Raw genomic sequence first — 21,662 nt, forward strand, 5'->3', positions numbered from 1 at the left:
CCTTTGGACAGCTCGAATTGAATGGAGGTCTACCTGCGCTACGAACGAAGCTGCGCCGTACGTAGTAAGGAAATATTGTAGCTTCCAACGCACGATCCCAGTGTGGATGACCTCCGCCCCCGCCTTATATTGCCGCCCGGTTTTGTATTAGGATGGCTCAACGAAGAGAGAATGACCGTGTCGAACGCCAAGCAAATTCTTGCCATGTTGCGAAGTCGCGCTGAGGGCGACGACGACTTGTTTTTCTCGATTGCTCTCCAGATTGCCGCATCCGAAGCCCGTCAGGGACACCGGACTACGGCTGATGAAATGCGAGCCGAGGTTGACAAGGCCCGGGCCCGCAAATCCCGAGGAGCAAGCGTTGCCATTCCGCTCGGGGCGCCTCGAGGCGACCTCGAAGGACTTCTCGAGCTTCGCGAGCCACGCTTCAAGCTGAAGGACATGGTTTTGGCGCCGGGATTGCTCGACAATCTCAAAGATATGATCCGGCAGCAGAGGAAGCGTGACTGGCTGCGGGAACATGGCCGCACGCCTAATCGCCGCGTTCTGTTCGTCGGGCCGCCCGGTTCGGGCAAGACGATGTCCTCGGAAGCGCTGGCCGGCGAGCTCAACCTGCCATATTACGTGATCCGGCTGGAAGGGCTCATTACCCGATATATGGGCGAGACCGCAGCAAAGCTCAGGCTAGTTTTCGACGAAACCGCAAAGCGCCGCGGCGTCTACCTCTTTGACGAATTCGACGCTGTTGGCGCGCATCGAACGTCGACGAACGATGTCGCCGAAATGCGCCGAGTCCTCAATTCATTCCTGCAGTTCATGGAAGAGGGCAATTCGACGGACAGCCTCATTGTTTGTTCGACCAATCACCCCTCGCTTCTCGATCGAGCGCTGTTGCGTCGATACGATCTCGTCCTCGAGTTTGAAGCGCCGACGGCCGACCAGATCAAGCAAATCATCGTCCACAACCTCAAGCCGATGTCATCGGCCAGGCTCGGCTGGACGAAAATCGTCAAGGCAGCCGAAGGTCTCAGCCAATCCGAAATCGTCCGCGCGGCCGATGATGCAGTCAAGACCGCGATCCTTGACGAACGGAGGACGATTGCAACTGAGGACGTCGTGCAACGTCTTAACCAGCGTCGGGAGATGCGCGATGCTTTCCTCGATGAGAAGCGTGTACACTGACCGATGGCAGGCCGATTCACGCTTCCGCACATTGATGTTTCGGCGCTCCATACCGCAAGCCCCTATACCGGCACAGGAAGCGGTGGTTCAAGCGTCCCGCGCATCCGTGCGGAGCATGGACGCAAACTCAGCCACGAACTGGATGTCGCGCTCGCCGCAATTACTGAACTCAGGGGTGCAGATCCTAGACTGGAACCTGCCGCAGGCGGATACATCGAAGTTGAATTGCGGGCCGGCGCCAGTGCCGACGTTTTAGAATGGAAGAAGCAGGGCATACGCCCAGGGGCGACTAAGGACCGCGACAACGTGCGCACGGTGGCGCTCTATGTTCCGGATAATGCGCGAGAAGCCATCCAGCAGATCCTCGATGATTATCTGTCAGGTCCCCTCTCCCCGAAGGGAAATCCCCCGAATGCCAGTCGCGTAGAGAAAATCGAGGAGATCAGGCGCGCACGCCTTGAAGTCTTCTGGACCGACGACCCTAGTGCTCTGCCCGACAACCCTCAGCATCTGATGTGGTGGGCTATCTGGGCGCATCGCGATAATGAAGCGGCCGTTGAGGACGTTTGCCGCCGGCTCTCTCTGCGTGCCGCCTCCGCCGATCGCCGGCTGTATTTCCCGGAGGCGGTTGTGATCCCCATTCTCGCGCGCCGCGCAGCGATCGAGTTGATGACCTTCGCAACCGGGGTCGTCAGCGAGCTTCGACGCGCGAGCGACAATCCGGTGTTCTTCCTTGAAGACGCCCAGGAAAGCCAAAACGAATGGGTCGACGATCTCGCCGGACGTATCATATGGCCTGGAAACGAGGTACCTGCCGTCTGTGTCTTGGATACGGGAGTCAATCGCGGCCACTCGCTGATCGAGCCGGCCCTGGCTGCAGCCGACCAGCACGCAATCGACCGTGATTGGGGCGTCGATGATCATCATAGCCACGGCACGGCTATGGCAGGCTTGGCCCTGCACGGGGATTTGACGGCCGCACTATCCGATCGGTCCGAGCGACGGCTGAACCATCGGCTGGAATCGGTGAAGCTCTTGCCGCCGCAGGATATGGACCCGAACGATCCGCACTCCTACGGCGTGATCACCCAGACCGCGGTATCGCTGGCAGAGATCGCTGCACCCGAGAGAAGCCGAATATTCTGTATGGCGGTGACCAACGACAATGTTTCCGGTGCCCGCCCATCAACTTGGAGCGCTGCGATCGACCAAGCCGCGGCCGGCACGATGAATGGAGACGACGACGAGGCTCCGAAAAGGTTATTCGTCATTTCTGCCGGCAATGTCCCAGCCGAGATTGAATACGCTCGGATTTCCCGGCAGGACGATTACCCGGCGGAAGATCCGAGTCAGGCTTGGAACGCCATCACCGTCGGCGGATACACCGATCTCAATCAGATCTCCGACGTGGGCTACGAAGATTGGTCATGCCTTGCCGGCCCCGGAGAACTCAGCCCTTACAGCCGCACGAGCGTCAAATGGGCTCACGCCCGCGCGCCAATCAAGCCGGAAGTCGTCCTGGAGGCCGGTAATCGCGCACTCAGCCCGGCCCGCCGAGAAGTTCTCAGCCTAGATTCTCTATCACTTCTAACCACATCGCCGACAACCGGCGCAAACGCCGTTACCGCGTTTCAGGCGACTAGCGCTGCGACCGCACAAGCCGCGCGCATTGTCGCAAAGCTCACGGCCGAGCACCCAAACTATTGGCCGGAAACCATCAGGGCGCTTGTCATTCATAGCGCCGAATGGACCGAACCAATGCTTGAGCAGCTGAACAGTCCTGCCGGAAAGAAGGACCGGTACCCGCTGATGAGGCGGTTCGGCTATGGGGTACCTGATTTCGACCGGGCGTCGGCTTCGGCGCAGGACCATCTGGCGCTGGTCGCTCAGGCCGCTATCCAGCCGTTTCGTCTGAAAGGTCAGCGAGAATTCAACGAGTGCCACTATTACCAACTCCCGCTTCCAGCTGCGATCTTGGAGGATCTGCAGAACGCCGTAGTCGAGCTCAAGGTCACGCTGTCGTACTTCGTGGATCCCAATCCAGGGTTCTCGGCCAATGTCGATCCACAGCGCTACCAGTCCTTCGGGCTGCGCTTCGACCTACAGCGCCGGGGCGAGCTTGCCGAACGCTTCAAGCAGCGGGTCAATGCCGCAGAGCGCGAGGATGGTGCGCGGGCACCAATTCATGCCGACGACGCCAGATGGATGTTTGGCCCGGGCAGTATTTCGGCAGGCTCCCTGCACTGCGACGTCTGGTCTGGGCCCGCAATCGAGCTGTTGAGCCGTGAGCTGCTGTGTGTGAAGCCAGTTGTAGGTTGGTGGCGCAATCGAGCCGCCAAGGATATCGTCAATCGTAAGACACGCTATTCGTTGGTCGTGACGTTGAAAGCTCCAGGAGTCGAGGTTGACCTCTACACTGGCGTAATCGCCGCGAAGTCTCGCATTGAGACGACGATTGCAGCCGAAACAGATATCCTGGTCTAGTCTCGGCATCATTGACACCTGGGATGAGGCAAAGCACTTCGCCCGTCCGGTCCGAATAATGCGCTGACTATCTTATCGCGTGAAACCTATGGTTCATCGATCATATCGAAATCCAGCGAAATTGTTCCTGACTTGGCGCGTTCAATAGGAGGCCATTTGATAGTTCGAAATTGGATAAGGCATTTCCTGCCATACTCGGGCTCTACGCGCGTAGCCCATCCAATTTTTCCACGAACTATATGAAACATTCCACCTATAGAGGTCTTATTAGCTTGCGCATGGGTAGCCGGGCCATGATCATCTGAAGTCAGATAATGGAGGTGCTGGCGCAGATCGTCTTTGAACTCCTTCGTAAGACGAGGTCTTTGGCCATCCACAAGCATTCCCAAAACAATCCTCCGCATTCCTGGGCCACGGATATGGGTCTTCCGTAGGTTCGGCCGAAATCCCGCTGCATTGAGTTCAGTAAGGACTTTCCGCTTAAATCGCTTTATTGATTCGAAGTCATGAGGCTTTCGAGCTGAGAACGTTAGATCATCGGCATAGCGAGTATAGGATATGCCTTCCGAGCTTGCCAACTCCTGAAGTTTTTCGTCTAAGGCGAGCATTGCCAAATTAGACAACATTGGGCTTGTCGGAGCTCCCTGCGGGAGAAAGCCCTCATATCTTGATTGGTAAGCAGGGATGGCAGGCCATCGACGTTCAGAGAGGCCCTCCGGGAGCTCCATGCCTTGCGCTGTCACGGTGGTAAGGCGGGCTAACTCGAAGGAAACAAGGTCCGAAAAGCCAAGATCACGGAATATGCGAGTAATCTTGCCCTCAGTTACTCTGTTGAAAAAATCCTGAATATCAACTTTCAAAAGATAGTCACAGCCGCAGTGAGCTTTCGCTGCAAACTCCGGACGTGACTTTGGATGGTAGGCGTAGCTAGCTGGATGCGACCGCGTATGGCGCAGGATATTCCTTACAATCCAATCTTGTACGGTCTTTAGCTCTTCATTCGGCACGCAAATCAACCGATATCGAGTGCGACCCGGTACGTTTTTTCTCAAAGAAAAAACGCGATACTTTTTCCGCATCATCGAACGTGAGATCACCGAGCGAAGAAAACCATATTCGACTCCCGACATTGCGCTCAAATGACGCAAAGTGAGAACAGGAGTGACATTGGCGTTGTTCGCTACAATCAGCTCTATGCGGGCTATAGCATTGTCAATTGTCTCATCCTGAACACCGTGACGCTCTGCTTCGTAGCGATAGTGCTGAGGGCTCCATGCTTGCATTACTTTGACCCCATTCGGTGGGTACTGGCGCGAGGCGTACCTAAGACGCCGCCGGTAAAGGCTCGTGCCAGTGCGCAGCATGAAAAACAAGCTACGTGAAGCGAGCATCGAGAATCCGATGCTCTGGACACCCGTGGTGCCCATCGCCGCTTCCGCGGCGCATTCCTAATCGCTGTCATGGAGCCCTCAGCTGACTCGGATAGTAGAATGGATTCGTATCCGAGGGGAATACTGTTTTAGGACGTAACCGCCTTCTCAATCGCTTAAGCTCCAGCCGGCCTAAGACGGTAAGTCGCCCTTTACCCGCGATCCAACCTGCTGTCCGACAGAACGTTAGTTGCAAGCCCGCTTCGCGAAGCGGTATCCCCAACCTCGCGGAGACTTCCCTCGCACCGCGCGCTCCATCTTCGCTCGCCGCCAAAATCGCCATGGTGGAAAGCCAAAGCCGACCGTCTGGTGCATCTAATCGTTCTCGCGCGGTCGCAGCTTTGAGTATGCGCTCCGCTCGCTCCCTCAGCAAATCATCGTCATCAATAGCGAAAGCTTCTTGCGCGGCCAGAACAGTACGACCTGGAAATATTGGTTTCCATGAGTTCGCTCTGGTCCACAGGATAGCAGGTGCGTTATTGGGGCAACCATGAGAGAACGAAATAAGAGTTCCACCACCTTTCCATCCAAAGGGATCGCCGCGCCTTGCGGGCGGATATTTTCGACAGAGGCTGTAAGCTAGCTCGCGTCTCGCCCCTCTGAAGGCTGTGTAAAGGGTCGCGGAACTCACCACCGACCGAACCTCGTGAGGCAGAGGCATAGTCTGAAGGCGCCGCAGACCGGTGTCCGTTGAGGCATAAGCGACGACGATAAACTTGATCAGTCCGTACGATTGCCAGCTCCGAAGGGTCGCCACATGCCCAAATGATTCGAGCATCCTATAGATGCGATCGCCCGAACCTATAAGATCGGTTACCAGCACAATGTGGCTCACTCGATCCTTTCGCAGCTTAGTTGGTCCAGGGTGCGACAATGCAACCCGTGGATTCGCGCGGCAATAAGCCGTTATCAGCTGTGCGACTATGCCTTCGCTGCCAACCTCCTGGTCTTTCGGATTGACGACAATCGGGGGGACGCCCGGACCCTCAGCTCGACCGTGCCGAGAGTTAGGGAAGAATGCAGGAACATCTCCCCACGCTAGTTTCATCGGCCTTTCCGAGTAAAGCGCGATTTTCCGATCCTTGTCCGGTCTCTCTGCTGCAATCTCATCAATGAGCTCGATAATTCCATCACTGAACTTCCGCGAGGAAACAAGTTGAACCTCGTCGAGCACCATTCGCGCAACATCGCGATCCTCTGCCTTGAACTGCTTCAACCATTCCTGCGACGAGGCCAGTCCTGATAATGCACTCATTTATCCCAATCCCGGTATCCAAAAGGCCGATCGTCATCGCTCGTTACGATTACGATATTAGGCACCCTTTGCGAGGTCTACGACCTTCCATCCTTGTTTTTGTGCGATCTCCGCAAGCGCAACGAACTCCGACTTCCTTAGCGCAAGGCACAAGAGTTCCCGAGGTCGTGTCACCGCGACGAAGACATTCGTGGCCGCGGCCAACCCTATTTCGGATAATGGCGCGGCCCCTTCAACTCCGAACGCTGTCGGCAAGACGGTTGCCAGATCAAGGCATGATTGGCCTTTTGCGTGCCCTTTCCAGACCTCGCTTTCCATGACCAAGATACCGTCGACCGTCTTCCCTTTAACCGAATGGATAGAGCCGAGACGGATGGTTGCTTGCGATATTGTGACCTGCTTCGTTGCCTGCCTAGCTGGCTCCACCACATCCGCCTCTTTACCCCTGACGAAACCACAATAGTCGGACACCTCCCCCGGAACGGCCTGTCCATCGCCTGAGTCAAACATGGCAACCAACGTTCCGCAGAATTGCTTCCAAGCGACCTCCTCCCAAGCAGCGTTGCCAACCAATATGTGCTTGTGAAGAAGCAATCTTATTTTTCGAGGGAGTTCGCCTTCGCGCCGGCCAAGGGTCACCCAAAGGTTTCTTGCCGTGATCGGCCCCCCGTTTGAACCGGTCCAACCGCGAAGCCGCGAAAGCTCGGCGATAGCACCACAAAAAATATCCATAACTTCGGACGGTGGACGAGCAGCCGCGTGAAGGAGTGCCGCTTTCTGAAGCTGTCTGCAAAGCAGATTTGCCTCTTTAGCCGTCCCGGCTTCACTGCGATAAGGGGGATAATAATCAACGAGGCTCTTTGGGTGCCAGGGTCCCTTGACCTTCCCGGTGACATTATGCCGTGACGCTACCGCCCAGATCTCTTTTTCCGAAAAGGTCTCGGGCCAATGAGCCCTGGCTTCGTCTGCGAAGGCGGACAGCACCCCGCCAATCGTCTTTTCGTCGAAGACAATGACAACCATCAGCGTACGCTTATCGTCAACGCTCTGAATTTTTTGGGGAATCGTGGTGGTCAGCCTGCTCGCAAAGTCAGCGATCGGCTGTCCGAACCGGCGACTTTCGTCAAAAGGAATGCAATTAGCACCTGGTGTCCAGTAGGATGCCACCGGGGCATCGTCTTGATATAGGGTCTGATTGCTATCGCCGAGACGCTGAAAAGCCGAGCCTCCATCGGCGAACAAGTGCTCCAAAAGCTTCAATTGCTTACCGTTCGTGTCTTGTGCTTCATCCAGGATCACAAGAGGGAAGCGATGGCGCAGCCGCTCTGCAATTTTCGGGTTCTCTTTGAGAGCACGCAACGCGAGGGTAGTCATATCGGAATATCGATAAATTCCTTTCTTCACCATGGATGCTTTGAGCCTGGCAAGCGCCTTTCCGCAGTCTGTGTCGGCGCCGTGTTGCCCTTTCCTGCGATGCACTGCGAGCGATTCAGGCAATTCGGAACCAGTGACGAAATCTACATCTAGATCTAAACCCCTGACCCACGAGTCTACCGTCGCAGCGGCTTTCTTTGCCTGTGCTCTCAGCTCCCAATAGTAAGGCATTGCTCGAGCCGCTTCCGCAGCAAAGACGTCGTCATCGATGCGCCGGATCAGCCATCCAAGTCCGTGCAAATAGGGTAATGCCAGGAACTGGTTCACGAATGCCGTCACAGTGCCGGTAAAATGAGGATACGCCATAAGTTGCGAAGCTGTCGGGTGGCGCGAAATCTGCTGCTCAACCTCAGTACGAGCCGCATTCGTGTGAGAAATAATGCACACGCCTTGGCTTCGGCTGTCCCAGCTTCGCGAGAGCAGAGCTAGCTTGGCCGTCAGCAGCGTAGTTTTCCCATTGCCGGGTGCCGCCTGCACGTCACAGGAGGCCATGCTTGCAAGAAAGTCCGAACGGGCCTTGTCCGTGAAGTCGCAGCCACCGAGCTCGGCGCCAAGCTCGGCAAGAAGTTCGGGGGTAATTGGCACGATTTCCAGCACGGCTACAAGGTCTCCGCGACTGGATCAAGTTCGGGCAGGTCATCCTCCTCGGCGACGTCCGCAAATGGCGGCTTTCCAACCTCATACGGTTGGGTAACGAAATCGATGGCACGGACGAGATATGGGGGCAGCCGGTCACGCATTTCGGCTGGTGTTTCCGGTCGGGCCCGAATGATGGCCGCCAGTTCTTCGGCGACCTCAGCTTTTGATGCATTGCCGTTGAATACAGGATCGTAGATTTTTACCGCGATTTCCAAATCGGAGAGACCATCGTCTTTCCACCGCTGAAGCTGCTCACTCGCGGTCTCAACAATCCTCTTCCGCCATTCAGGCCGACGCGACGTAGACTTCGCAAGCAGGACGGCCTGATAGACGCTTTCAGCCAGAAGCGGTTGCAATGCCAAATCGAACTCAAGGGTCCAGCAGTCTGCAATGAAAGCGTCAACCGGGTCGCCAACATCGCGGCGTAGCGTTTTCATGCGTGCCGAGATTGCATCTGCGTCCAGCTCGTCTTCGGTCTTCCGTTCGCCGACCAACACCTTGGCCTCCTTTGGCGGAATATCACGGTCAGGTATCAACGCGACCGGAATTCCCACGGCTGGCCCGGCCTTGCGCTGTAGAATACGACTGTACCGGAAAAGCCCCCTATGACCGATGTTGACGATCGAGACGCCATGGCGACTGAGCGGACGCCCCAGTTTTTCTGCCAGCGCTGGCAAGAGGAGGTTCTCACCATCCCCTTCAACGACGATTAGCGCGCGAGCAAAAAAGAGATTGGCTTTGGTCGCATCAAGAAAGCGCCGGAGGAATTCATAATCGCTAAGATCGAGACGAGTGTAGGCGGCAGCCAAGGGGAAGGCTTGATGGCCGACCATAATGGTCATCGTCTCGAGATCTGCGCCCGCTGCCAATTGGGGGCTGTGTGTCGTCAACAGAACCTGAACCTGCTTCTGCGCCTCGCCGGCACCAACCGCCGTGCGCTCTGAAAGGACCTCCATAAAGAGCGTCTGATGCTGTGGGTGGAGATGCGCTTCAGGTTCCTCGATCAGCAAGAAAGGAATTTGATCAGGATGGGACTGCAGAAGCAGTAATTCGGCGGCCATAAAGAGAAGATTGTTGTAGCCAAGTCCACGTTGAACGCGCCCCCCACCAACTTTGGCATTGAGGTAAAGTTCGAAGCGCTCAAGCACCTGGTCGAATGAGCCATGCGCGCCAAGGTCCAGAGTAGCGACAAGGGGATCATCGGCAAACGAAAGCTTGTCGAGGAAGTCGGTATTAACGTTACTCGCTATGCCGCGGACAGCCGTATTGTCGCGCACATCCTTGTCGGCTGCTTTGAGCGTATCAAGCAACGTCAATTTTCCACCCACAGCACCCGGCTTGCTTTCGGGCCCCATCTGCGGCATGGCGCCTAAGATGCGCGAAAGGCGGGACCGACGACCAGCCCTCAGTTCGCGCTCGGCATCCCGAAGAGGCTTCAGGTATGTCGCCTTTAGATATTCGCGCACCTCTCCGTCGATCGGTAGGCCTTCGCCATCCTTACCGGCTCGATGTTGCGTTGTGATAATGCTGCCCCCACCTGGTGAGAGGCGTCGTGTGCTGCGGATACAGATATGGAGACGGAGTTTTCCCCTCTCGTTTGTGCACCACTCGAGGAACCGGGATTCCTCGTCCGGCGTAAGCGCATCGAACGTGCAGGTGATTGTAAATTCTGCGGTTCGGACGCCTGCGGCATCGACGTAGAAGTCCAGCTCATCGGGACGGAGATAGTCATCTCCACGTGTCCAGAGAGCGTATCGGACCGCATCGATAATTGCACTTTTCCCGGCGTCGTTGGGACCGACAAGAATGTTGAGGCCTGGCGTGAGTTTCAGCTGCAATGGCGAGGCGGGCTCGAAGCATCGAAAGCCCTGTGCAAAAATTTCTGAGATGAACACTGAATGCCCTCACGACTCACACCTACTATTAGTTCCTCGTTTGCAACTTTTTGAAAAGAGATAGCGTCAATTGGACACCGAAAATTGCAGTCATCTCGGCGAATGCATCTAGAACGGTAAGCTCTTCTCAACCCCGGGCATCGAGGCGAAGCGAACAGCCCCTTTTGCCCAGACATCACCCTGGCCAGCGCTTCGTGCAACCGTCTCTAGGTTTGTCAGCAACCACGTCGGCAATTTGGGCTGGCCAACGAGGTTCCTAGCTTTGCTGCGGCACTGCCCGATGAACGCTTCCATCCGTTCATGGATCTCCTCGGTCGTAACCAAAGCCGTAAAAGCACCGAAATCCTCAAGGACTCGATAGCGCAAAAAAGGAGGTAGAGCCCCGGCAAGATCCCAGCAGATCAACGGGACGTCAGCTGCGGGAAAACTCGAATCCTGCGGCAAATAGTGCGGACCGATATCAATCAGCCGTCCAGCCGCAACGACCCAGTAATGCGCGTGCCCTTCAGCCGCATTTGCGAAACCTTGCATGCCTGCTTGTTGGCCAGATCTAGACACCATAAAGGTGACTGCGTCGCCGCCCTGGATTGAAGCTTCGTGCCCATAATCTGACAGCAGCGTCTGCATCCCAAATGCCGCGTACATGCATCGCTTGTGATAGTCGGTCGGGAATGAGCGACGCAAAGCTCGGTCGACGACGGAAAATGAGCGCGCCACGGCCTTTTCGAACTGCATTTTCTAGTCTCCCGAGATCAAGTCTCCAAACGGCGCGAACTCATAACATGTGGCGAAACTACCGTAGCTGCTCAGCGCCGCCGTTCGATGCCCCGAACCCTGTGCACAATGATGCTACCATCGGGCGAGGCCAGTTTGCTTGCATGACCAAAATACGTATCATGTATGCCACGCGAGCAATCAGTGGATTCCGCGAAAATGACGTGGAAAACATATGACGGTCTCGCCTTCGGACACTCCGACAGAACAGTTCAAGCTCTTTTTCTCTTCACAGACGCCCTCCGACGCCCGATCGATCGAGAACAATACTATCCTCATCACCCCGTCAGGAGACAGTTTCGACGATTTCCGCTTCAAGACGCGGATCAATGTGTTCGTTCGCCGGGACTCTGCTCGCCTGATAGCCGAATTTTCCGGCATGATTGGCTTTCTCCAAAGCTCCAATGAGGAGGTGAATGGAGCTGATCTCATCAAGAGTGCGGCTCGGGACAAAGCGGTCGTCCCCGAGGATGACCTCCCGAAATTCTTTACGTTACTACCCGACCTCGATGCCTATCGCCGGCTCGTTGCCGACGCAGACGTCGCTGGAGCCCGCGAAGTCCTGCTGAAGACTTGCGATCTCGTCGCTCTGGGTGAGTTTTCCGCAAACTCTCCGATTGTGCGCGACGCACCGAACACTGCGGTATTCCAATATTCCTTGACGCGAACCGCCGAAGCTTTTTTTGCCTACAAGAACGCAGGACCGATCCTGCGAGGTCTCGGCCATGAAGAAATTGGTCGAATGTCGCCGACAATCGCCGTGTCGTTCAAACTGACGGCTTTTGAAAACAAGCACGAGCTCAGATTCAACTTCGACCATACCGGCTTCTTGCCAAAGCGGATGGCGATCATCATCGGGAAGAATGGTGTTGGGAAAAGTCAGGCGCTTAGCACTATCGCGAAGCAGGCCATAAAAGGCGGCGGCCTGATTGATCCACAAACGGGGGAGCGGGCTCAGTTCAATCGAATGCTGGCATTTGCCCCAACGAAAGAGGCGCTCTCTATCTTCCCGGGCACGGCGCGACGCCGGCAATATGTTCGCTATTCACGTTATGCCCTGGCGCGATCCACCCCGACTCGAAAAGCCGGCGGTCTGATCAGCGCGATCGTCAGCGTCGCCCGGTCGAACCAGGCGATCAAGGATCGCAGCCGATGGCAGATTTTCCTCAATGCACTCGAAGCGCTGGGGGACCCGAAATCCATCTGTGTCTGGACAAACGACGGCATCATTCCATTGCGCTCATTGAACCGAGGCGGCGAACAGGAAAAACTCCGACGGTTTGCGTCGCTGAACACCCGGCGCGATCCGGTCCGTCTCTCCGATGGCAATGCGCTTCGCCTGAGTAGCGGGGAAATCTCGTTCCTCAAGTTTGCGGCCTATGTTAGCTTGGAAATCGACAATAGCTCGCTTCTTCTCTTCGACGAGCCCGAGACCCATCTGCACCCGAACTTCATAGCGCGCTTCGTTTCGATCCTGGACAGCCTTCTGGCCCAGACCGGGTCCGCAGCCATCATCGCCACGCACTCTGCCTATTTTCTACGAGAGGTTTTCAGGGAGCAGATCTCGATCCTGAGGGCTGACGCCGACAGACGTATCGAAGTCCAGAGACCGCGCCTGGCGACGTTCGGTGCAGACGTCGGAGAAATTTCCTACTTCGTCTTTGGAGAAGACGAGCCTTCGTATCTCGCGCAGGAGTTGGAGAGAAACATCCAGTCATCGGGGATGACCTGGGATGAGGTCCTCGAAAAATATAGCAATGAGTTGTCCCTGGAATTCCTGAACGAACTTCGGGCCAAGATTTCCGGCTGATGCGCAAACTCCCTTTTCCGATTTTCGATGACATCGCAGGCGTCGACGCACTTGTCGACAACCACAGGCTTGGAAGTTATCCGGGCCTACAGGCATTCCGGCAAGCCCTGAAGGCCGGCTATGTGCAGTATGACAGCGTCTCGGGGAACGCACAGGCGGTCGTGCATGTCCCGATCCCGGATCCATTGGATAAATGGCTGCGCAAACACTACAAAGATTTGCCCACCAGCCACCGCCCTATCGATGACATCCGCGAGGACAATCTTGCACTACCATGTTCGATGTGTGGCTCCTTGCATGCTCACACGCTGGACCACGTTCTGCCAAAGGAAGATCATCCGGCATTTGCGGTCTTCTCCAAGAATCTGGTCCCGGCATGTGATTGCAACCTGAAGCGTGGCCAGAACTATAAGGGCAATGCCGTGGGAGCGCGCATCCTCCATCCATACTATGACGCGTGCATGGACGAACGTCTTTACGCAGCGAAGTTTTCCGGCATGGATGCAACCGTGATCGTAGACCTCGAAATCCTGGTCGCCCTTACCCACCCGGATAGGCCCGCGATCGAATACCACCTGGATAATGTGATCAAGCGGACCGGCGCGCTAAACTGGCTGAGAAACCAATGGGTCAAGTTCGTGCGCGCGCCGCGAAAAATCGTCGGGTCCCTGGACTTCATTCCTGCGAACCAAGCTGAATTGATCGCGGCTATCTGCGAGCATCGAGCGGCGCGTGACTATGCTCAGGGTTCTCTCAACAACTGGGAGTCGATGTTCGCACAGGGCTTGCTCGATCCTGCAGTCATAGCCTGGCTGTTCCCGAGACTGTCAGCAGCCGGTCGCGACGTCGGGGACCCGGTGATTGCCGTGGCGACGTAGACAGCTGGAAACTCGCCCCTGAAGACCTAACGTCTAGCCCAAACGAGCGCTGAAAGCACCGTTACCATGCTTATCAAACAAACGGACTATCACAGGATCTACCGGGTCATTAACAGCCTCGTTGTCAACGAAGGCGGCAATCCCGCATATGCCTGTATGTACTTCAGCACCTTCGGCGCCTTCATCCTCGAGCACCACTACAAGATCAAAGCGGTGCCCAAAGGCGGTCTCGCCGCCTACAATCTTGGTGGATCGATGCTCCTTTTTGCTGATCACCGCGAGGACGGTTATGTCACCGGCGCCGGTGAAAGCTTCCATTGCTGGATCGAGGCCGACGGCTGGGCGATCGATTTCATGGCCCCTGCTTTTTCAGAGACGGCCAGTCCGCTTGGCGTGCCGTCAAAAATGTTCCAACGACCCATTTCGGCAATGGCGTCGTCGATCAATGATCTCAACCATTCGGGCTCCTTCTTTTACCAATCGGAGCCTGAAGCGACGGCCGGCCGGTTTGCGGATTGGCAGGAGCTGCCGATGATCGGGGACCTCGCCAGCATCGCGGTGAAGTGGTTTCGTCGATCTCCCAAGCAGATGCTTCCCTCGATTTCGGTGGGAGACCAGAAAGGGAACCTCAAACCAGTACCCTTGGTTGGCAACCCTCTCGCTGGTTCGTGGTGAGCCTATTGATGAGATCAGAGCCTACAACCCCAGTCCTCAACTATCGCGTGGCTACCGATTGTCTCGGCAAACGAGGAACTTAGGAGATAGAGAGGAAGCCGTCCTCTGTCCTTCGACATCCTGTTCAAACCGGATATCGGGCGAAAAGGTAGCCGGATCATTGTATAGGGCTTAGGGATGAAGTGTTTTCGCATCGATGAGGGCGGCTATACGGGGTTTGATTTGCTCAACGCCGATCAGCGCTTTCAAGGCGCGTCTGCAGTTGCCATTGATAATGATGAAGCTGAAAGACTCATAAGGGAGCATTTTCCAACGCTGCAAGCCTCAGAGCTTAAGTATCGAGCTCTTTCTCGAAGGCCCGCAAATCATCCGCGTTTGCTCGGCCTCCTGCGTGACATCCATGCACACTTCGACTGCACAACATCGATCGTGGACAAGCGCTACCTTTTGACCTTGTTCTTCGTCGATTACGGCGTGGAGCCGTATTATTATGAGCGAGGATTTGACCTTTACGCCGATGGCGGAAACTATGCTGCAGCATCACTTCTTTACCTCACAGGGCCTACGCTACTCGGTGAAGCCGAATTCGATGAATTGTTGCTAGCATTCCAGCTGGCCGTGAAGGCGAAAAGTCCCGTAGCCAGGATCCGGTTGATCTCCGCTGCCCGGAATTTGCGCTGGCAGGAATACCCCGAGCTTCTAGGTCCGCTCGCCAAATATGCATCTCCAGAATGTTGGGATGCGATCGCTAATCCAGATGTCAACACAGACGCAGCGATGGTTGTTCTTCATTCTATGATCACGCGGCTCGAAATGATGACGACCGGGCCCTATCGCATTGAGCACGATCAATCCAAGAACCTGCTGACATATCATCCTCTGATCCGGCGTTTCATCGACCATGACCGTGATATCGAGTTCCGACCAACGGAAATCTCCACAATGAAATTCCCCCTAAAGCTCCGGGAAGTCACTCAGGTGGACTCGAAAGCAAGCCACGCTGTGCAGATTGCCGACGTGATGATCGGCGCAGCACTGGAGATGGCAAGCAACAAGTCCGGATTGAATGCTGGCGGACTAAACCCCGATGATGTCGAGCAACTCTACAGAGTCGGCCAAATGACGAATATGCTACCTTCCCTTGATTTCGAGGAGCAGAAGCGTTTCCGCAAAGGCACACAGTCGTCCGAAATGATCGACTATCTTGCTGCAAACATAGTAGACCCCAATCCGTCTGATGTCTGATGCAGAAGGGAGAGATATGCTCCCGGAGCCCGATGTCGTAGGCGCTCGCGCCTACTGGTCATGAAAGACACTAACCTGAGCTCCGTCGCTTTTTCATAACCGTATCGCACCGGATCAGACGATCCCCCATGCTCGAAACCTCCCCCTCCCCGTCATCTCCCTGAGGCCGAGCTCCAAAACGATCCGCCGCGCCGCCTGCGGCGTGACCTCGAGCGTTTTCGCCACCATGCCTGCCGACACCAGCGGCTTTGCGATCACCAGCTCGACCAGCTCCGGCAATTTTGAGGACGTCCGCCGTCCCTCCAACTTTCGCTCCATGAGCGTGCGCGCCAGCGTCAACCGGTCATGCTCTTTCATACCGATCTCGGCGGCCGCCAAAAGCCCTTGTGCGATGGCGAGCAGCCGGGTTTCCCGGTCGCGATGCCGGCGCCGATCGACGGGAATGGTTTTGAGGCCGAGATTGACCGCAGCAAGATGGGCGCCGGTGGTGATGCCGGCTTCACGAAGGATGGAAGCGCAGAATAGCCGGCCGAGCCAGGGCGCATGCTGCAGAACAGAGAGTTCGTTCCAGGCGTCAAGGGCGATGATCGCCTGCAGCGCCGCTGGCAAGTTTTCCACCTGGTGCAGCACGCCGCGCCATTCGTCGAGCCGGGCATCCTCGTCCCAGTCGAGATCATAGATCATCGGATCTTTTTCCGGACGGCTGGCCGTCGCGCGGCCGCCGGCGCGGCTGGGCCGCGTTGCGTCCTCGATGGCGGCGGACGATCGGGCCAGTGTCGCATCGATGGCCGCGAGGTCGACGCCGGGGAGATCTTTGGCTTCATCGCTGTCTCTCCCCTCCCCTTCCGCATCGACGGCAACCGCGATCTGGGCGACGCCGGCGGGTGCCGCAGCTTCGGCGCCGCCCACACCGGTGTCCGACGTCTGTCGCAGTGTTCTGATACCCTCTGCGGACAGGGCCCAATCCGGCAATTGGCCAGAAATCCGCCGGCGGGTGCGCAGCACGTCGCGGGCGATGGTGAGTTCGTGGGTTGGGGTGCGGGTATCGCGAAAGGCGTCGTGGAGAACGAGGTCTTCGAGATGGACGAGCTCGCCGTCGATCCACAGCGAGGCGCAGGCGTCGGCGAAATTCTGGCGCTCGAGGAAGCCGGCGCCGACCGACGATCGGGCAATGCGCTCGTCGAGACGGGTCAGAGCGACGCCGGCGTCAAAAGTCGGCCGCATCAGGGCTGTCATGCTGATTTTCGTTAGATCGTAAGCCATTGAAATCATGGTAAATGATTTGCTAAACGAACTCTATATCTAAATTATTATTCCTCACATGGTACGGCCGCGAGTTGGCGTTATAACCATCGATAAGTATCCCTTATCGATGGTTATAACTTTATCTATCGTTTAGTCTTCAAATTATCTTTTCAGCCGTTGACTCATTCGAAAATCGTCCTGTTAACTTTAGGCCGCTGCCTTCGTTACAGCGTAGAAGCTCGCTTCAGGTCGTCATGCTCGAATGCGCTAGCCATGCGGTTGATTTCGCTGCTTCGCGCGCCGACCGCCTTGGCCGTCTCACGCCAGGTCGCGGTGACCGCTGCCACCTCCTTGATAATGACGCGCGCCTGGGCCAGCGTAAGCGCAAAATATCCCGATGCAGCCTCCAGGAGATCGAGCGAGCAGGTGCCGTCGTCGAGATCGATATTGGTGGTCAGCACCCGTGCCTTAAGATCGGTCGGAACAGGATTGAGGTCGTAGGCCGGCGACAGCGACCAGCCGGCTTTACCCAACCATAAGAATCCGTGGTTGCGCAGATGATCGTCAACATTGGAGATCAGCACGTTGAAGACCACCCGCCGATAAAGAGCATGGGCGTCGGTCTTTCCTTGTGCTCCGTGCGCCGCGAGCGCATCGACAATTTCCGGATAACTGCCACGCTCGCCATCCCTGGCACCCATCATTGCCATCGCTGACAGGAATGGAATTCGGATGGCGCCGTTGCGGTCGAAGCGCCGAGACAACATGACGGCTTTTCCCGCCACCTCGATAAGCTGGTGTTGCGGAGTGGCGATACCGGCCTGGTCTGCGAGTCGAAGGGCGATCTCCTCCCAGGTCTCCATGCTGTATTCGTCGGTCTCTTTCGGAAACTTGGCGATGGAAAGATGACCATGCTGATCGACGACCGAAGCTTTCGGTCGTGCGCCGCCCAATGACGAACCGGGAGCGAAAATGAGCTGGAGGTCTTCGTCCGTCTCCTCGTCACGCAGAATGCGTTCGGTGATCTGCAGAAGCCGACCAAGCTCGATGACGGCCGGAACGCCCGTCTGGATCGGAGCCTGGAAGACCTCCTCCCCGACCCACCGGAATCGAAGCGCGCCGAGACGGGTTTCGTCAGCAATCCCCAGCAGATAATCGCTCTCTGCGAGGGTGCGAACAGCTCGCGCGTCGCGTTCCGCGCTGCGACGCTCGGCGCGTTGCATGAGCCGTCGTCCCCAGGTGTCGGGGGCGGAGTCGCCGATCGATCCGAATGTTGCCAATCCTGCCGGCGGAGCGAAGGCCCCGCGGGTCAATGCAAGCGCCGGTTCCAGCGAGAAGCGATCGGGATCCTTCAGCCAGGCATCGTCATACTCGAACAATATGGTCTCGGAACCGCGGATGCGATTGCTCCTCGCAAGACCAATTCTGCGGGTTTCTCCAGCAAGGTCGATATGAACTTCGAAGTCAGCCATCGCGAGACGATCCCGACCCCGACTTCAAGCGAACGCGCTTCGGCAGATCGGCACTGGCAAGCGCCTGGCCGACACTGTCGTTGCTGATGTCAGCAATCTGGGTCAGCCCGTCGAGCAGCCCTAATGCCTGGAGGACGCCCGCATAGATTCCGATGCTGACGTTGGTGTCGCCCGCCTCGATCTTTTGCAGGGTCGAACGAGAGGTAAAGGCTCGCTCTGCGACCACCGCCATCGGCAACTTACGTCGCCGACGAGCGTCCTGGATATCCGCACCAAGCTTTCGCAAGGCGCGCCGGACGGCTGCTGGTGGCTGATGTGGGGTAGGCATATGGGACCTTCGCGCTACAGAATTTGCCTTTATGTAGCACGAAGCTAACAATATTTCCAGTGAGGGCGATGTCACGTTAACTTGCGGTGAGGCTTTTGCGGGATAAGGCGGTGGGCATGAGCACTTCTCCCATCAGCTACAAACGTCATCGCTTTCCGCCGCAGATCATCGCCCACGCGGTGTGGCTGTACTATCGGTTTCCGCTGAGCCTGCGGCACGTCGAGGAAATGCTGCTGGAGCGCGGCGTCGCGGTCTCCTATGAAACGATCCGTCGCTGGGGCAAGAAGTTTGGGCCGGACTATGCTCGCCGCCTGCGGCGCAAGCAGCCAAGCGGCGATGACATCTGGTATCTTGATGAAATGGCCATCATGATCGCGGGCGAGAAGCATTGGCTGTGGCGCGCCGTCGATCAGAACGGCTATGTGCTCGACGAAATCGTCCAGCGCCGTCGCAACGCCAAGGCCGCCAGGCGATTGTTGACGCGCCTGTTGAAGAAGCAGGGCGTTGCACCAAAGCGCATGATTACCGACAAGTTGCGCTCCTACGGAGCGGCAAAGCGTCAGGTGATGCCGCAGGTAGAGCACCGTTCGCACAAGGGCCTCAATAACCGTGTGGAGAATTCCCATGTGCCGCTGCGAAAACGGGAGCGAGCAATGCAGGGCTTCCGGTCGCCGGGAAGCCTGCAGCGTTTCGTCTCGATCTTCTCCGCCACCCGCAACCTTTCGTCCCGTCCTGCTCACAACGCTCTGCTCTCGGCATTCGTGGCCACCGCCTGCAGGCCATGGCGGAATGGAACGGCGTGGCAATCGGAAACTGACAGTAGAGCGGCAAGTCTCATCGCGTTCTAACCCCGATAACGTGACATCGCCCATCGGCACCTTGAGCGTCACGGCCAGGGCTGGGAAGGCGTCCGCGACGGCGTTGAGGGAGATCGCGGCTGGCCGCTCTACCTGCAGCGGTTCGGCGACCTGTTTTCGCGCAAGGCCTGAAGACCACCAGCCGGATACGATCAGGAGGAGAGCTGTCCCTCCGATTGACAGTCATTTTTTTAAAGCGATCTGGGAAAACCGCGTTTGTGCTCACGAACAACAGACGCTCTTTCCAGCCCAGACCGCAGCGCCGCGTTGACGCCGTCGACCAGCGCCAGACAGAGTTTTCCTGCCACCATTCATTTGGTGGATGCCGAGTATGATCACGGTCGCACCATCGCGATACCAGAAGTATCGATAGAGCCTGCCGACGATCTCGCGTCTATTGAGCGCCGTGTGATGCACGCCGAGTGTAAGCTTTTCATCGAAACGATACGAAAGATTGCAACGGGCGCACTTCCCTTGCCACTCTAGTCGCACAAGTTCTGAAGCCCACGAAATAAACGCGAATGAAGAAGGGAAAAGGTGTCATCCAACATGACAGAAATTGAAACAGCAGTTCTCTCGAATCCCCTGGTGCGCTCGATCTGGTTAGAGTGGGAGCGACTGGATCTTCCGGATTGCTGGCTTGTTGCGGGCTGCCTGGCGCAGACCGTATGGAACAAGCACTTCGGTCTTCCGCCTGAGTATGGCATTTCCGATCTGGACCTGGTGTACTTCGATCCCGACGACGTTTCAGCCGAACGCGAACAGCAACATGGCGAACGCATCCGGACGGTGTTTGCGCACCTGCCCGTTTGGATCGATGTGAAGAACGAGGCGCGTGTTCATCTCTGGTACAATGAAAAATTCGGCTATCCGATTGCCCCCTACCGGTCCATGCAAGATGCGATCGACACGTTTCCGACGACAGCGACGGCGGTGGGAATGCGCCCCTTGTTAAAGACTGTCGAGGTCTACGCGCCATTCGGCCTTGATGATCTCCTCAGCGGCACGATCAGGGCAAACAAAAAGCAGATTACCCGCGAAATATTTGAGGCGAAAGTTTCAAAGTGGCTTAAGCGGTGGCCTAACCTAACGGTGATCCCCTGGGATTAGCGCCAGGGCGCTAACCGGACTGCTCCTCAAATGGAATGGTCGTGTGGCAAATATCCTGCTTTTGTTCATGGCGGAAGCTTGCGCTTCATGCAAAAGGTCCGATCAGATGATTTGGGGAGATGCTGGAAATGTATGTAGGCCGGATTGTCGGAGTGGGGCGTAACCAGAACGGAAAGCTTACCGCAGCCTATAGAATTTCCAGCAGATCATTCCCGAACCGTAGCGCCAAGAAGACTGGCAACAGCGTGAATATCGTTGTGCAGCCTGGAACGGCTGATGCCATGTCCGATAGCCCGTACATCGCTTATGAGTGCATGATCTGGAATGAGCGATTTGCCATCGTCAGCAATGGCACGCATACGCGGCCGGTCTATGAAAGGCTGAAAGCAGGAAACAGCCCACGGGATGCGATCGTTGGCGTTCTTGTCGGCCTTGATCGCGAATTCGATCAACATGATACACCGAGAATTTGTGGATTGATTGATCTTGCCGAGGATAGCCTTTGGCTGGGAAGCATCACCGCAAATAGCTTAGCCGTGGCTCCCGTCGAAGTCGCTGATGGTCAGATGGCGTACATTACGACCTACGAATTTCCGCTTCCGCAGGCCGGCCAGACCGATATCAAGTTCAATGTAACCGATGCGGATGAAACTTGCCGGCACGTCATCGCCGGTTCCGTATTCGCCGGATTTGAGAAGCCTATCTGCGCCGCGTCCTGTGTGGGCACAGCGTCAGGATTCGAAACCGCCGTTCTTGATGTGCAGGCGTAAATTCCGGAGCAATTGCGAAATTCCTAATACAAATATCTCGCAATTTAGTTTGCCGAAAAGGCAACGCCATCCGCATTTTCGCAAACCCGGGATGCCCGCTCCATCTGGCTCGCCGCTGCAATTCGCCGCTTTCGATCGGAGATGGTTTTCCCTACACTGCCCGCCTGTTCCCAAGCTGC

Annotated in this window: 17 protein-coding genes and 1 pseudogene; 10 read left to right on the plus strand and 8 right to left on the minus strand. The window is 56.6% G+C overall.

Annotated elements, in window-relative coordinates:
• The first annotated feature begins 171 nt into the window (after positions 1-171).
• Both DMO26_RS27820 and DMO26_RS27825 read left to right on the plus strand, forming a co-directional pair.
• Positions 172-1,182 (plus strand): AAA family ATPase, encoded by a 1,011-nt coding sequence (locus DMO26_RS27820; protein ID WP_226951442.1) that lies wholly within the window; start codon positions 172-174, stop codon positions 1,180-1,182.
• Positions 1,183-1,185: 3 nt separating this feature from the next.
• A complete protein-coding gene (locus DMO26_RS27825; protein ID WP_117195574.1) occupies positions 1,186-3,666 on the plus strand; it encodes a S8 family peptidase in 2,481 nt (826 codons plus the stop codon).
• 86 nt (positions 3,667-3,752) lie between these two features.
• Here the strand turns inward: DMO26_RS27825 and DMO26_RS27830 are convergent, their stop codons facing one another.
• The 5 genes from DMO26_RS27830 to DMO26_RS27850 all read right to left on the minus strand — a co-directional run bounded on the left by DMO26_RS27830 (position 3,753) and on the right by DMO26_RS27850 (position 11,054).
• Positions 3,753-5,093, minus strand: a complete 1,341-nt coding sequence (locus DMO26_RS27830) for a reverse transcriptase family protein (protein ID WP_117195575.1) — start codon at positions 5,091-5,093, stop codon at positions 3,753-3,755.
• 31 nt (positions 5,094-5,124) lie between these two features.
• A complete protein-coding gene (locus DMO26_RS35200) occupies positions 5,125-6,351 on the minus strand; it encodes a phosphoribosyltransferase-like protein (protein WP_117195576.1) in 1,227 nt (408 codons plus the stop codon).
• 57 nt (positions 6,352-6,408) lie between these two features.
• Complete coding sequence (locus tag DMO26_RS27840; protein ID WP_117195577.1) at positions 6,409-8,382, minus strand: UvrD-helicase domain-containing protein; 1,974 nt, start codon at positions 8,380-8,382, stop codon at positions 6,409-6,411.
• A 2-nt stretch (positions 8,383-8,384) separates the two neighbouring features.
• Positions 8,385-10,319, minus strand: coding sequence for an ATP-dependent nuclease (locus tag DMO26_RS27845; protein WP_117195578.1), 1,935 nt, complete (start codon positions 10,317-10,319; stop codon positions 8,385-8,387).
• Between the two features lie 108 nt (positions 10,320-10,427).
• Positions 10,428-11,054 (minus strand): hypothetical protein, encoded by a 627-nt coding sequence (locus DMO26_RS27850; RefSeq protein WP_117195579.1) that lies wholly within the window; start codon positions 11,052-11,054, stop codon positions 10,428-10,430.
• A 214-nt stretch (positions 11,055-11,268) separates the two neighbouring features.
• On the opposite strand from DMO26_RS27850, the gene DMO26_RS27855 reads away from it, so the two are divergent.
• From DMO26_RS27855 to DMO26_RS27870, 4 genes are all read left to right on the plus strand, one after another.
• Positions 11,269-12,903, plus strand: coding sequence for an AAA family ATPase (locus DMO26_RS27855; RefSeq protein WP_117195580.1), 1,635 nt, complete (start codon positions 11,269-11,271; stop codon positions 12,901-12,903).
• On the plus strand, positions 12,903-13,781 hold the full coding sequence (locus tag DMO26_RS27860; protein ID WP_117195581.1) for a hypothetical protein: 879 nt from the start codon (positions 12,903-12,905) through the stop codon (positions 13,779-13,781). Before DMO26_RS27855 ends, DMO26_RS27860 begins: the two co-directional genes overlap by 1 nt.
• 66 nt (positions 13,782-13,847) lie before the next feature.
• Positions 13,848-14,456 (plus strand): DUF2026 family protein, encoded by a 609-nt coding sequence (locus DMO26_RS27865; protein WP_117195582.1) that lies wholly within the window; start codon positions 13,848-13,850, stop codon positions 14,454-14,456.
• Positions 14,457-14,633: 177 nt separating this feature from the next.
• On the plus strand, positions 14,634-15,701 hold the full coding sequence (locus DMO26_RS27870) for a hypothetical protein (RefSeq protein ID WP_117195583.1): 1,068 nt from the start codon (positions 14,634-14,636) through the stop codon (positions 15,699-15,701).
• A gap of 114 nt (positions 15,702-15,815) precedes the next feature.
• On the opposite strand, the gene DMO26_RS27875 is transcribed toward DMO26_RS27870, so the two are convergent.
• The 3 genes from DMO26_RS27875 to DMO26_RS27885 all read right to left on the minus strand — a co-directional run bounded on the left by DMO26_RS27875 (position 15,816) and on the right by DMO26_RS27885 (position 18,746).
• Complete coding sequence (locus DMO26_RS27875) at positions 15,816-16,973, minus strand: RHE_PE00001 family protein (protein WP_162895080.1); 1,158 nt, start codon at positions 16,971-16,973, stop codon at positions 15,816-15,818.
• 197 nt (positions 16,974-17,170) lie between these two features.
• On the minus strand, positions 17,171-18,418 hold the full coding sequence (locus DMO26_RS27880) for a type II toxin-antitoxin system HipA family toxin (protein ID WP_117195584.1): 1,248 nt from the start codon (positions 18,416-18,418) through the stop codon (positions 17,171-17,173).
• Positions 18,411-18,746 carry a helix-turn-helix domain-containing protein gene (locus tag DMO26_RS27885; RefSeq protein ID WP_117195585.1) on the minus strand — a complete coding sequence of 112 codons (336 nt, stop codon included), beginning with the start codon at positions 18,744-18,746 and terminating at the stop codon, positions 18,411-18,413. Before DMO26_RS27885 ends, DMO26_RS27880 begins: the two co-directional genes overlap by 8 nt.
• A gap of 116 nt (positions 18,747-18,862) precedes the next feature.
• Between DMO26_RS27885 and DMO26_RS27890 the strand changes: the two are divergent.
• The 4 genes and pseudogenes from DMO26_RS27890 to DMO26_RS27910 all read left to right on the plus strand — a co-directional run bounded on the left by DMO26_RS27890 (position 18,863) and on the right by DMO26_RS27910 (position 21,483).
• Positions 18,863-19,563 (plus strand): annotated as a pseudogene (locus tag DMO26_RS27890) (IS6 family transposase).
• A gap of 355 nt (positions 19,564-19,918) precedes the next feature.
• A complete protein-coding gene (locus tag DMO26_RS34560; protein ID WP_264319377.1) occupies positions 19,919-20,089 on the plus strand; it encodes a hypothetical protein in 171 nt (56 codons plus the stop codon).
• A 63-nt stretch (positions 20,090-20,152) separates the two neighbouring features.
• A complete protein-coding gene (locus tag DMO26_RS27905) occupies positions 20,153-20,713 on the plus strand; it encodes a nucleotidyltransferase family protein (RefSeq protein ID WP_117195587.1) in 561 nt (186 codons plus the stop codon).
• 119 nt (positions 20,714-20,832) lie between these two features.
• Positions 20,833-21,483 carry an IMP cyclohydrolase gene (locus tag DMO26_RS27910; protein WP_226951443.1) on the plus strand — a complete coding sequence of 217 codons (651 nt, stop codon included), beginning with the start codon at positions 20,833-20,835 and terminating at the stop codon, positions 21,481-21,483.
• Positions 21,484-21,662: the final 179 nt, after the last annotated feature.

The sequence above is a fragment of the Rhizobium terrae genome, assembly GCF_003425685.1.
GTDB classification, from domain to species: Bacteria; Pseudomonadota; Alphaproteobacteria; order Rhizobiales; family Rhizobiaceae; genus Neorhizobium; species Neorhizobium terrae.